This is a genomic window from Allobosea sp. TAF32, assembly GCF_052113585.1.
Taxonomy (GTDB): Bacteria; Pseudomonadota; Alphaproteobacteria; order Rhizobiales; family Beijerinckiaceae; genus Allobosea.
The window spans coordinates 526331-539137 of the sequence record NZ_JBFRDM010000003.1; the positions used below are offsets into that span (position 1 = coordinate 526331).

Annotated in this window: 11 protein-coding genes; all 11 read right to left on the minus strand. The window is 60.0% G+C overall.

Annotation, left to right across the window (positions count from 1 at the left end; all coding sequences use genetic code 11):
- Window positions 1-5: 5 nt before the first annotated feature.
- Window positions 6-2051, minus strand: coding sequence for a portal protein (locus AB4Z16_RS09975; protein ID WP_441511171.1), 2046 nt, complete (start codon window positions 2049-2051; stop codon window positions 6-8).
- A gap of 41 nt (window positions 2052-2092) precedes the next feature.
- The gene (locus tag AB4Z16_RS09980) at window positions 2093-3688 is read right to left on the minus strand and encodes a hypothetical protein (protein ID WP_441511172.1); all 1596 of its coding nucleotides are present in this window, start codon (window positions 3686-3688) and stop codon (window positions 2093-2095) included.
- Window positions 3689-4261 (minus strand): hypothetical protein, encoded by a 573-nt coding sequence (locus AB4Z16_RS09985; protein WP_441511173.1) that lies wholly within the window; start codon window positions 4259-4261, stop codon window positions 3689-3691.
- The gene (locus AB4Z16_RS09990) at window positions 4251-6611 is read right to left on the minus strand and encodes a hypothetical protein (protein WP_441511174.1); all 2361 of its coding nucleotides are present in this window, start codon (window positions 6609-6611) and stop codon (window positions 4251-4253) included. The genes AB4Z16_RS09985 and AB4Z16_RS09990 overlap by 11 nt, the downstream gene beginning before the upstream one ends.
- 6 nt (window positions 6612-6617) lie before the next feature.
- Entirely contained in the window at window positions 6618-8159 is a 1542-nt protein-coding gene (locus tag AB4Z16_RS09995; protein ID WP_441511175.1) for a lysozyme family protein, read from the minus strand.
- The gene (locus tag AB4Z16_RS10000; RefSeq protein ID WP_441511176.1) at window positions 8159-9325 is read right to left on the minus strand and encodes a tail fiber domain-containing protein; all 1167 of its coding nucleotides are present in this window, start codon (window positions 9323-9325) and stop codon (window positions 8159-8161) included. The genes AB4Z16_RS09995 and AB4Z16_RS10000 overlap by 1 nt, the downstream gene beginning before the upstream one ends.
- Window positions 9326-9369: 44 nt before the next feature.
- Entirely contained in the window at window positions 9370-9765 is a 396-nt protein-coding gene (locus AB4Z16_RS10005) for a hypothetical protein (protein WP_441511177.1), read from the minus strand.
- A 160-nt stretch (window positions 9766-9925) separates the two neighbouring features.
- On the minus strand, window positions 9926-11590 hold the full coding sequence (locus AB4Z16_RS10010) for a hypothetical protein (protein WP_441511178.1): 1665 nt from the start codon (window positions 11588-11590) through the stop codon (window positions 9926-9928).
- Window positions 11591-11621: 31 nt separating this feature from the next.
- Window positions 11622-12311: a hypothetical protein gene (locus AB4Z16_RS10015; protein ID WP_441511179.1), complete on the minus strand. Its 690-nt coding sequence runs from the start codon at window positions 12309-12311 to the stop codon at window positions 11622-11624.
- Window positions 12312-12313: 2 nt separating this feature from the next.
- Window positions 12314-12628 (minus strand): hypothetical protein, encoded by a 315-nt coding sequence (locus tag AB4Z16_RS10020; RefSeq protein ID WP_441511180.1) that lies wholly within the window; start codon window positions 12626-12628, stop codon window positions 12314-12316.
- 66 nt (window positions 12629-12694) lie between these two features.
- Window positions 12695-12807: IS3 family transposase (locus AB4Z16_RS10025; protein WP_441511199.1), on the minus strand; the 113-nt coding region annotated here is incomplete at its 5' end.

Genomic DNA, 12807 nt, shown 5'->3' on the forward strand with positions numbered 1-12807 from the left:
ATAAATTAGGTCGGGGAAATGATGCCGCGCGTCTCTGGCGGGGCATTTTTGGCAGCATCAACCAGAAGCTGCGTCTCGATACCGTTGTTTTCGATGCGCGAGGCAACGTCGAGGTCTTTGCGATCAGCTTCGCGGCGCGCCATTTCGCGGCGGAATTCTGCTTCCTTGGCGTCCTGCTGGGCCTGGAACATTTCAAGTTCGTACTTGGCCTGCACCTTCATGCGTTCGGTCTGAACAGCGGTCTCCTGGGCCGCGATCTGACGCTCCTGAAGCTCAAGCTGCTTCACCGCCATCTTGTCCGGCTCAGCGGGCGGCAACTGATCAGGGGCGGTGATGTAGGTTGGGACGTCCTTGAAGCCGATGTTCTGGAGCCAGCGCTTGCCGAACGCGTACAGGCCCTTTTCACCGATCATCCGAGCCAACTGATCGTTCTGCATGGCCATCTGAAGCGTTGCGCCGATCTGCATGTTCTCGGCCTGGGCGTCAGCCGGATCGAGGTGAATGGTCACCTCAGCGTCCTTGCGCTCCTTCCAAGTGCGCGGATCGACATCGACATAGTCGCCGGTCACGTCCTGGAAATTGCGCTTGATCTCACGGTCGTTCTCCCGGATCAGGTCCGAGATTTCGAGGAAGATTTCTTTCAGGAAGCGACCGAAATGACGGGCAATGAGCCTGTTTCGGGTCGATCCAACGTCGATCATCGTGTTGACGAGCGACGAACTGTTCTGCGTGCTGATAGCAGCCTTATCCAGACCCTGCATGAGCGCGCTGATGCCGCTCGTCTGCTCCCCCTCGCTCTGGAGCGCGGCGAGCGTCTGGAACGTGAAGGGGTTGAGAGACGGGTACTGCATGGGCTGGATCGCGCCGTCCATGTTGACCTGGACCGAGCCGCCGAGACCCTTGTTGTCGTAGAACTCGCGCGGATTGGCCAAGCCACCGGCACGGATGATCATCTTCGGATTGGTGGTGATCGCTGTGTGGTCGAGAATGCCACGCGACAGGGTCGTACGAGCCTGCTGCGTCGAGACCAGCCGCATAGCGAAGCTGTTGCCGTAGACGCTGTGAGCGACGCGGAGAGGCGCGAAGGTCTTGAAGCGCGAGCGCTTAACTTCCTTGCGCTCCAGCGAGACGTTCCCGACCCTGACCACCTTGTACAGGCAGGTTCGGGTGTCGGTATCGACCGGCACATAGCAGTCATAAACCCAAAATCGTTCCTGCAAGCCGTTCGAGCGATCGTCGGTCGAGCGGAAGCCTGTATCGATCTGGGAAACGCGGGCCTGGGACTCGATCGCGATATCGGAAAGATCGTCGCCGTCAGGCTTCACGTCCTTCAGCTTCGAGGTGTCCCACCCCTGCTGGCGCATCTCGGCCTTGGACATGCGGGTACGCCGTCCGTGAAAGCCGTCTACGAGATTGCGGGCGTAGGGATCGCAGAAAAACTCTTCCGGTGGAACGATATCGACCACGACCTGAGAGCGGTTCGCCTTCACGCGGGAGATCGTGCCCTCGAAGAAACCGGTCTTCGGGTCGCGCTCAGCGTCCAGTTCTTCGACTTCAGGATGATCTACGAGAGCGTCGATCGTGTCGCCGTCGATCGCCTTGGAGGCGTCGAATTCACGCTCTTCGATCTCCTGATCGTCCTTCCAATAGACTTCGGCAACGGCAATGCGCGCCTTCAGGCCATCGTCGAGCCAGTCGATGATGTTCTCTTCGCCCTTGTTCTGGCGGAAGAAGACGAACTGCGTGTACTGGCTCTCGATCTGAGCCGCCCGCACGTCCTCAGGCCCTTCCGGGGTGAATTCGATGATCTGGCTGTTCGAAAGATAGATGTCGGCGAGTGAGGCTTTCGCCATCTCTACGCCGTTGTACACGTCAGAAGTCGTGAAGGAGGCGGAAGCCGGGTGCTGCTTCTTCGGGTATTCGCCGTTGTAGTAGTGAAGGATCGTCTCGCGCTCCTTTTTCAGGCGAGAGAAGTTCGAACCAACGCTTTCCTTAATCTTGCTGTCTACGAGGCGGTCGAGCGCCTCAAAATCAATTTTATTTTTAGCCACGGCTTCCTTTTGAGGGGGCGAAAATCATCTTTTATTTATTGTCAAATGGCGTCGTAGTATGAATTCGCGATCCACTCGTAATCGATCAGTTCAGGCATGCCTTCCCACGCGTACGTCGCGATGGCTAGCGCCATCACGCAGTCGTCGTACTTTCCAGAGATCGCTTTCATCTTATAATTTTCGTCGATCACGTAGGTGAAAAGCTCGTCGATCGTCTGATTGTCGTTGAGCTTGATTTCTTTATCGCTCAGAGCGCCCATCAACCGGCTGATGATCAGCGGCTTCGTCCGTTGCGTGGTCCTGATGCCGATCGTTTCGGTTGGAATGTCGCCTTCGAGCGTGCCGACCTTCACCTCAGTGAAAAGGTTCGGATAGGCGAGTTCGTTCAGTTCGGTCACAACAGTATGGCCGAAGCTGTTCGATTCCACGGCTAGTCGAGCGGGTTGACCGCCTGCGCCCGTGTAATAGCGACCAAGGCCGTCCAAGAGATGAGCGTATGCCTTCGGGAAAATCTTGCCGCGCCAGATCGCGACCTGTTCCATCTTCGAGTTCAGGACCTGGGCAACTGACCAGTCCTTCGCATTGCCCTGGGCCACGTCTGCCCCGATCGTATAGCGATCGGTCGGGTCGTGCGGCACGTAGACGGTCAGGTCGCCGCCTGGGAATTCCTCGAACAACCCGTTTGTCGGGTTCATCCGCATAGTGGAATGGATGTGCTTCGTGTTCTCGCGCTGGTACTCGACATCCTTGGGATTGAAGACAGGCGAGCCCGAAGCCTTGAAGGCTTCTTCGGGACTGATCGGGAATTCCTGCTCGAACTTGAGGCGACCGCCCGGCTGGGCGATCTTCATCCGCCGCCAAGCAAGCTGGGCATCGTCGAGCCCGTATTCCTCTACAAGCTCTTCCTCTTCGATCGTGCGCTCCCAATGCGGGGGAGGCGTCTCGCGATATTCGTCGGTCCAGTACCAAGGCGCGAAGAACGGGATGAAGCCCGTGTCGCCCCGGCAAGCGCCGTCGTAGATGTCCTTGAACAGGTTGTAGCCCTGGGCCGTGCTCTCAACGATGATGCACGTGTCCTTCGCGTTCGGGATCGACTGGATCAGCGCGTTGAACACCTCTCCAGCGGTTCCGGCCGACCAGAACGCCACCTCGGAAAGCATGGCGTGGGTGATCGTCTCACCGCGCGCGACGCCGTCGCCGCCTGCGGTCGCGACCATGAGGCCGGTGTTCAGACGATCGAAGACTTTCTCGGTACGACGCGAGACCTTTTCAGATGGCCGCAGCGCTGCCGGGCACTGCTCATGCATCTTCGAGATCATGTCGAAGATGGACTTGGTCGAGTCGTGCTTGTGCGCGGCGATCAGTCCCTTTTTGTTGAAGGATTGGCTTAGTCGAAAATAGAGGTAGCCCGCCGAAACCGTCGAAAGACCCTGCTGACGACCTTTGAGGACGACAACGCGGACCTTTCCGGTCGTGCGATATTGCTCCTCAATGACCTTGAGAAGTTCTCTCTGGACTTTATTCAGGATAAGAGGGCGAAGCTCGCCCTCCTTGGTCCTAATTTTCAGGCACGTCTTAGCGTAGAATTCGAAATCGTCTCGAAGTCGAAGCCTGATTTGCTTCGCTGTGTCGGACAATCAGTGCTGCTGCGGCGTGGCCTGTTCCGCTTCCTGTACTTCGTTAGCCAGTTCTGCCAGCCAATCTTCGGCCTGCTTGACCGTGACTTCGCTCTTCGAGCGCGGCTTCTCGTGATAGTTGTCCATCAGCATCTTCGCAGCGTCGAGAGCAAGCTTCTGCTGCGTCGGGTTGTTGAGGATGTCGAGAGCGGTTTGTGTCGCCTTTTGGACAATCTCGTTGGTATCGGGAAATTTCTTCATAATCAGTGCGAAGTGAATCTGGGATTTTACCTTCGCTTCCTCCATATGTTTGAGTGCTTCTTCTTTCAGATAGCCAGTCGGGATTCCGTAACGGCTACCACGACGGCCCAGGCGGAAATCACCGCGCATCTGGGCGAGCAGACTATGTCGCTCGTACGAGCCTGGGCGGCGTGTCTTCCACTTCCGAGCCAACTGGTCGCGATCGGTCGCGGCATACGGAATTCGCCCGCGCGAACCGTTCCCAAGACGCGGCTGGCGAACCGGCCGCTTTTCGTATCCCTCCCAGGGGGCTTTCGGCGCGAAACGCCCGCCCATCTTGAATTTATTCGCCACGGGTCGGTTTCTTCCACGTCGCGAGGAAAGTCGGATCGAGCAGGGCCTTGCGGACCTGACCACGATCGTCCGGGTCCGAATCCTTCAAGATGCGCGCAATGACGATCTTGGCCTCTTCCTGGGAACGAGCGGTCCGCAGATCGTTCGTGTGCTTCAGGACCGCGTCGCCGGTCTTCACCTCAACGCCTTCGCCGATCGCTAGATCGAGTTGGCGGATGATCGTTTCCTGGTTCTTCCGGGTCGCGGCTTCCCAACCGCGCTTGTTCATCGTCTTGTCGGGACGCGGGTGGAACAGGCCCTTGTACTCGAAGTGGGTTTCGTCGATCGGAGCGGGCTGCTCCTTCGCTTTCGTCCACGTCGGCTTCTGAGGCTCAGCCTCTGCCGTCTCGGACTTCGGAGCCTGCCCCTTCTGAGCGAGCTTCATCGCAGCGTCACGGGCTGCCAAGGTCTGACGGATGGCGTTCACCGCATCGTTGTCGCTCCAGTCCTGACGCGACCGGGGAGGGGCTTCCGCCTGCTCCTTCTGCGTCCAGGCGCGATCTTCCTGCTTCGTCTTCACGCGCGGGTCTTCCGCTTGGCTGGCCCAGGCGCGGTCTTCCTGATTGGACTGACGCCGAGCAGCCGCCTCATCGGAGCGACGAATGGTCTCCGCCTTCCTGAATGCGGCCTCGCGGGCTTTCTCCTCAGCAGCAATCTCACGCTGAGCGTCGCGCTGACGAGCAGCGTCCGCCGTCGCTTCCTGACGGTTGAGCTTGTCGATCTGGGCCTGACGATAGGCAGCTTCATCGGCCTGACGCTGCGGGCTGACATAGCTGGGAAGCTCCTGGGCAGGAGCGTCCGGCACTTCACGATTGGCGAAGCGCTGAACCAGTTCCTGCGTCGGGTTCTTCGTGCCGCGTACGGCGTCGAGGCCGCGCATGCCAGCGTTGAGACCCGCACCCGCAGCCGTGACCGAACCGGTCGGGAGGCCGAAGGCCGAACCGGCGAGGGTTGGGAGCATGGCGAGGACAGCATCGGCAACACCACCACGGCCAAGGTTCTTCGGCGCGAGAGGGTTCGTCGCGCGGCCCAGGGCCGAATTCTGAAGACCACCACCGAACGTCTCACCGGACTGGTCGAAGTGGCCGAGCTTCATCAGCCGGTTCGTCTGGTTCTGGTCGCGGATATTCTCCAGCAGCGAGGCCGTGTCCGAGTGCTTGCCCAGGCGGGCGTCGAGATCGTCCAGTTCGCGCGCGGTCAGAAGCTGCCCGTCTTCGAGCTTTTTGATCTGCTTATCGACCAATTCGCGGGCCGCAGTCTCGTTTTCGAGAAATTCCTTGGCCTCAGAGCGAGCGGTCTTCCGTTTTTCAGCAAGATCACGCTGGACATTGTCTACAGCGCGGTACGCCTCTTTCGGGCTCGATACACCGCTCTCATTCTCGTTGAGGCGGGTGACGAGACGGTTGGTCGCGGCTGGATCGGCCTCGAAGCCAGCGAGGCGGTTGGCCTGCGTGAGGTCTTTGGGGACACGGGCACCACGAACAGCGGCACCCGTGGCACCGCCCATGACGCCAGACGCACCAACCTCATTCGGGTCGATGCTGAGGCCACCGGACGTTCCAGCGGTTCGGCCAACCTGATTGACGATGTTGCCTGCGGCACCACCGGCCGCTTCCGCAACCGCCGATTTCGCGATCTGACCGGGAAGCTGAGCAGCAACCTTGCCGACGCCAGCACCAACCGGGACGCTGCCCAGGGCCTTGCCCAGGCCAATTCGGTTCAATGCCGCCTCGGCACCGGTCGAAGCGCCCGCTACGAGCATGTCGCTGGTCGTGGCGTCCTCAATGTCCTTTTTCGGGTCGTTCGCTTTCACGCGGTCCTGGACGTTGTTGCCGAAGTTTCGCGCCGCGAAGCTGGCACCGAAGCCGCCGAGCGAGCCGACGCCCGTGCCGATCGGACCCAAAAGGCTACCCACAGCACCACCGGCAGCGCCAGCAGCCAAGTCGGTCGCGAGGCCCGGAGAGGCTTCGAGCAGGGCCTGAGGGATATTCCTCCAGGTGGACGGGTTGAGCCCGACCTTCGGCATCGCCGGATCATAGTCGGACGGTTCGAGAGCGCGGCCGACACGGTTGACGGCCTTGCCGGTATCCGATGCGCCAGCAGCGCGAGCCGTGTTGCCATAGCCTTCGGCCTGGGCAGCTACGCCGTGCTGGATAGCCTTGCGGGCCGTCGCCAGCATGCCGTCGCCTTCACCCTTCGGAGCAGCATCGCCCAGGTTGAAAGCCTCGGAGAATGCGCTGTAAGCCGCGTTTGCGTCCGGGGCCTCTACGTCGTAGGTTTTGCCCTGATATTCGATCGAAAAGTTCGCCATCTGCCGTTACCTCGGACGAATGACGACGCCGTTCGGGTGGCGGATCGTGCCGTCCTGGTCGCGGATGATCGAGCCGGACCGGCCCGGATTGGTGCGCGGGCTGGCATCCGAAGCCGAACCACCCATGCCACCCGGATTCGGGTTTTCCAGGATCGACTTGATACGCGGTGCAAGCTGGGCGTCGGTATCCGCGAAGGACTTCCGGCGCTGATCAAGCTGGCCTGCGATCGTCCCATCGGGATCGAGATCGGCCGAATACTTCTTCGTCAGGTTCTGGACGCTGCGGGCATTGCGCTCGAAGGCGGTGTTGTAGCCCTTGACCGCCGTCTGGATCGCAGCCGACAGACGACGCGGGTCCGTCATGGCTTCGCCCGACGCGATCTGGTCGATCGCGCGCTTGGCGTCGCTATCCGTGTGGACACCGACTTCCTCGTTCATGATCGCCTGACGCGCGGCCTCAGCCCAGGACTGGAGCTTGGTCAACTGAACGTCGTTCGGATCGGACATGCCGAGCCAGCCACGACCCTTCGCCGCGATGCGGTTGAAAAGGGTCGGATCAAGCTTGCCGTCAGCAATGAGGCCAAGCAGTTCCTGACCACCCGACGCCGCCTTGTACGCGGTGTCAGCGCCAGCCTGAAACTTGTCCAGGGTCTTATAGGTCTGGTCCTTCGCCTCAGGGGCGGGCTTCGTCCAACCCGGAATAGGCATGGCACGACCACCGACGATCATCTGACCGGTCTTGGTGTCGTAAGTCGGCGTGGCGTTTCCGGCCATCTTCAGGGCCGAAGCATTCTGCTGAGCCATGCTGCGGGACAGCGCTGCGGCGGCGTTCGGATTGTCACGAGCCATCAGGGCGATACCGACGTTCATCATCGTGTCGCCGAAGTTCCAACCCTGCTGAGGCTTGCCGAACAGCGCGCCGGGACCACCGCTCGCGAGCTTCTCCCAAATCGACTGTTCCTGGGCAGGCGGCACGGCAAAGCCGCCCGGAGTGTTTCCAGGCGCGTTGAACTGAGCCCGAAGCGCATTCGGCGCGGGCTTGTTCGCAGCATCGGGGTCGGAGCTACCACCACCGAGACCGGGATTGGTCAGGTTGGTGTTGTACGCGCTGATGAACTTGGACGGGTCACCCTTCGCGAACGCCTGCCACGTCGGCGCGAGCGCGCGCACCACGTCCGGCGTCATGCCGTCGCGCTGGAGCACCTCACCGAGATCGAGGCCCGTCCGAGAGTTGAAGTCGCGGCTGGCGAGCCAGAGAGCAGCACGATCCTGATTTTCAGGCGTGAACTTGCCGTCGCCCTTGGCCTCTGCCGGAACATCGTCCCAGGTCGTCTTCGTGAACTGGTAGCGACCGGCCGCAGACGAGCGCTTGCCGTCAGCGGTTGCCTCGAAGATTCCGGGATGCTGGTCGTATCCGTCGAAGGTCGCGCCACCGTTCGGAGTATAGCGGATATTGTACTTGCCCGCCGATTCTGGTCCGGCAATCGTGTTAAGAAGAGCGGTCTGCCACGGCGCAAGACCTTCAGTGACTGGATTAGCTGCAAACATTACGCGGCCTCCTTCATAACCACGCTGAGGAGGTCGATATGCTTCACTCCGTCGATTTCATGGATGCATTCCGGATAAATTGCTTCCACGTCCTGGGCCATGAGACCGCGAACGGTGTCATCCGAGCCCGTGTACTTGAACGTGTAGACCTTGAAGTTGCCGAAGTAGTCGCCGGTAAAGTTGATGTTCGTCTTGACGCGAATATCGCAGCGGAACAGCGAGCCCAGAATGGCTGCGCCAGAACCGATCGTAGACATGAGCGACGGGTCGTCCTTGGTCTTGCTAACCGAAGTGCCCTGATAGCCCCAAGACTTGTCGCCCACGATGCCCCAATAGCGAGCAAGCTGGTCCCAATCCTTGTCCTGCTGATAGTTCCACTTCGCGATGTCGTTGTCGATCTTCTGCTGATCAAGCTGCTGGAGCATGCTGCTCGAAACAGTCGCCAGATCGTTGTTCTTCTGCGCCATGTCCGTACCGGCCTGGAGCCCGGACATACCCTGACCGAACAGGCTGGAGGCGAGGCCACCGGCCGAAGTCAAAGCCGACTGACGCTGAGCCGCATCGTTCTGAGCGGCGGACAGACCAGCATTCCACATGTTGCCCTGAAGCTGAGCGCGGAGAGCCGCAGCCTGCTCACCAAGACCACGTTCCGCGATACCCTGGGCGATGCCCTGACGGGTCGAATTGACATTGCCGTTCGCCGCAGCCTGACGCTCCATTCCCGGCATCAACTGCTCGGAGAACTGGCGGCGAGCATCCATCATGCCCGCGTCAACCATCTGGTCGAGCATCGGGTTGTTCGCGTACTGGTTCGCGGCTGCGATGTTGGAGGCGGTATTGTCCTTGCCGGATAGGCCGAAGAGACCCTGGAGGGCTCCGATCGAGCCACCAAGGCCCGTATTGGTCGCTCCCGTGCCCGCATTCATGGCCGTGTTCACGGCCTGGGCACCGACGCCGTTCGCGAAGTTCAGGCCGTTTTCGAAGGCCGCAGTCTGCTCAGGTCGCACCGGAGCGTAGAATTCACCGGTATAGCCGGGATCGTTCTGGGCCTTCTTCGTGTCGAAAAGAGCCTGGGCTTCAGCAAAGGCGTCCTTGATATACGGCTGCTGACCGGCCCACGGTTCCTTATTTTCAACTGTGGTCGTGGTCTTTGAACCGCCTCCCATCACTAACTCCTAAGTTTATTATTCAAGTTTATTATTATTGTTATTTAGACGACGTGGACGTATATTTTGTGCCACCGTCCGTCAGTGCCGCGAACCCTTCGCGGGACATCGTTTGAGTGTCGAAGGACCTGGAAGCCGAACTTTTCGCGGAGCCGGTCCAGGGCCGGAGTGTCCGCATCGGCCATCGTGAAGAGCGGGCCGGTGTACTCTTCACGGAATACCCTCCACTGCTTCAGCATGTCCCGCATGATCGACGCGGACAGATAGAAGACTTCGAGATGGAAGAAGACGCGGGGAGGAAGACCGTCTTCCATATCCACCCAATGCGCTTCCGCAATCCATTCGGTTCCGTCGTGAAGCAGAACACGTTCGCTCGAACGGTAACCAAGAGCGTCTTTGCTGCCCTCGATCCAGACGGCGTTTTCGAGGTTGAGGCGCATTAGCCTCCCAAGGCTACGATCCGAGCCTCAAGTTTCGCGATATACGCGATCAGTTCGCGGTTGGTCGTCTCCAGCTTCTGGAGTTCGTTTTCGAGCCAGATGCGATCGGAGCCCGGAAGGCTTGGCAGTGGCGAGCGATTGTAAGGGGTGATGCTCTTGGTCATTGGTCGGAAATAATCTGAAGGTCCAGGTCGAAGCCGGTCATGGTGAAAGCCCTGTGGTCACCCGGAACGCTTCGAATTTTCATGTAGAGGTATCGACCGGCGCAGTCGTAATCGAGGCGCGGTTCTTCGTCGGTGAAGGTCTGTTCGCCGCTGAACTCGAACGGTCCATTTGAATGCTCAGCCGAACCGACTTCGAAGATCAGGCCCTGACTGTCCGGGTCCAACTGGATTTCGGGCCAGATATGCGAGAGCAGCTTGACGCCACTGAGATCGGCTCCGGTCTCGTCCAAGTCGATCTGCGTCTTTTCCATGTATGCCGGGCTCGTGGCCACCGTATCGAGGTTCGAGACCGTGGCACCCGCGCCGAACAGTTCGAACGACCGGATCGCGGACGGCTGAGCACCAGCCGCGTGATTGAACGGGAAGGCGGCGAAGAGGACCGCGTCCTTCGAGTCGTCGCCAGAGCCGATATACGAGCCGCCGATCGAGTCCCAGGTCGCGGACGTGTTCCAGGTCAGGCCGGTCGTGCCAGCCGGACCAAGCGCCGCCGAAGTGACGTACGGAAGGTCGTAAAAAGTCCAGTTTTTATTGCGGATCGAATAGGCAGCAGCACGGTTGCACCCGCGATTGTTGAACGGAAGACCGTACGGGAAGGCGCAATGCTTGTCTGCCGAGACATAGCAGAACATCACTTCGTCGAGCATCGGGTTGTAGGTGGTGAAGAACAGGTTGCGCTCGGCCTGGACCAAGCTGTTGAAGACCATCTTCTTCACACGACCGGCCGCGATCGACTCGCGGCGCGTGCCATCGGTCACGAAGAGGTCCTCAGTCCCGAACACGTAATGCGCGGAGTCACGCTCGATCACGCAATTCACGTTGATAATGCCGGAACCGAACAGGCGACGGGGGCGGAAGATGTCATTGCCGCCAATATATTCGAGCAGCCAAGTTTCCTTGGTCCCGTACAAGAGCATGTTGTTTCCGAGACGGCACCCATCGACAAGATTACCGTCCATTTCGCCGAGGATATCTTCACCGGCTGAGCCATCGGTGACCGTGCCGTCCCAATCCTTTGGAGGCGTGCCGAAATTGGTCGCGAAGTTGCTCCACTGGATCATGGTAGGGAAATTCACGCCCGATTTCGTGACATTGATGCCGATGAGCAGGTTCGCGGTCGCTCGAAGCGCGTTGAAGCGCCAAGAACTGCTGAATTGAGCGTGACCATTGCCGGAATTGTACGATTCGAGCGTCGAAAACGCGCTCGTGGACGTTTCTGGACGATACCAAGGCGTCCGATCGCTGCGGTTGATGTAGGTGACGCCCTGCAAGCGGGTCGAAGTGATCACCGCGTCGGACACGCTGGGCGTCCAGCCGCTCGCGGGGCTCCGATCAGTCTCTCCAGAGGGGAGCCACTCGCGAAGGTAGCCGTTCGAGTTCACATAGAAGGTGTGGTTGGTCTCGTTGGCGTCATTGAAGCTGAGAAGATGACGAGCATCCTGCGGAACAGTACCGACACGGCGGAAAATTGGTCCAGAAGTGACCGAACCATCCTCGAAACGAACGTTTTGAGCCCAGGAAAAGCTCTCGATCGGCAGGGCGTAGCTGTCTGTGTCGCAAATGACGCCGAATTTGGCGATATCTCGTACTTTTACTGAAGGCATGATGATATTTATCGAGAGACGCCCCCGAACATCACGCCCAGGAGATCGTCACCCATCCATTGCCGCCCGCGCTGGCATAGCCATACGGCGCACCGAATTCCCAACCGCCGTGACCGCCACCGGCACCGCCTAGACCGACCGAAATCCAAGATATGGTTCCAGGGGTGAACCCGGTTCCGTCGCCGAAATTCACGACGCGATAGCCGGAACCGCCGTTGCCGCCGTAGCTCTCACCAGCGCCGCCAGTGCCGCCGCCGCCGTAGCTGTTGCTGTTGCCGTTGTAGCCGCTACCGAAGCCGCCCTGACCACCGTTGTTGGCCGCACCGCCCGCGCCACCGGTCGAGCCATGGTTGAAGCCGTTCAACTGGACATAGCTCTCGCCACCGGGCGAACCATTCTGACCGGAGAAGTACCAGCCGTTCCGGTCGTATCGAGCACCACCGCCACCGCCGCCGCCAGCGCCGTACGTGTAGAAGATAATCTGGTTGTAGTAGGGCCACGTGAAGCCCTGGGACGAGTAGATCGTTACCGAGCCGGGAACGACCCGTGAGGTGTTCCTGAACTGCGAGACACGAAGGCCGGAAACACTCGCGGAGATCGCAGCATTGCGCGCGGTGTTCGGCACATACGAGCCGCCCCGGATATAGTGGGAGAAACGGGCTGAGCCGCCGTACTCGCTGATGATCTGGCTGAAACGGATATCGCCGGATGGAAGGGCCATAATCAGCCCTCAGTGTTGCCGGGAGCCTTCAGAGCCGCGTTTTCCGCCCGAAGAAGCTCGACTTCGCCACGAAGCTCAATGAGATCGGCCGCGAGCCTGGAGATCGCCAGATTGTGGTCGTTCAGACGCTCATGGGCGTCGTTGGCGGCGACGATCGAATAGGGGATCAGACCGACATAGCCGACCTGATCAAAGCCTTCCGGGTCCTTCGTGACGAGAGCCGGGACAGCCATGGCGACTTCGGTCGAGAGCACGCCAGTGGTCAGCTTGCCGGACGATTTGAGCTTGTAGGTGTACCCCTTGACCATGCCGACCACGGCACGCGCTGCGGCCGGGCTGATCTCGCGGATTGAATAGCCCCGAGTTTCGTAGACGCCGTCGGGCTACATCTGGTGCTGCCGTTCGAACTCGACGGGTGACAGCATCCCGTTCCTGACGTGCTTGCGCTTTGGGTTGTAGAACATCTCGATGTAGTCGAACACGTCCTGCCTTGCCT

What these genes read in the sequence shown, in the direction of transcription:
- AB4Z16_RS10000 (WP_441511176.1), bottom strand. Translation starts at nt 9,325, where the DNA reads ATGGGAGGCGGTTCAAAGACCACGACCACAGTTGAAAATAAGGAACCG.
- AB4Z16_RS10015 (WP_441511179.1), bottom strand. Translation starts at nt 12,311, where the DNA reads ATGGCCCTTCCATCCGGCGATATCCGTTTCAGCCAGATCATCAGCGAG.
- AB4Z16_RS10010 (WP_441511178.1), bottom strand. Translation starts at nt 11,590, where the DNA reads ATGCCTTCAGTAAAAGTACGAGATATCGCCAAATTCGGCGTCATTTGC.
- AB4Z16_RS10005 (WP_441511177.1), bottom strand. Translation starts at nt 9,765, where the DNA reads ATGCGCCTCAACCTCGAAAACGCCGTCTGGATCGAGGGCAGCAAAGAC.
- AB4Z16_RS09995 (WP_441511175.1), bottom strand. Translation starts at nt 8,159, where the DNA reads ATGTTTGCAGCTAATCCAGTCACTGAAGGTCTTGCGCCGTGGCAGACC.
- AB4Z16_RS09990 (WP_441511174.1), bottom strand. Translation starts at nt 6,611, where the DNA reads ATGGCGAACTTTTCGATCGAATATCAGGGCAAAACCTACGACGTAGAG.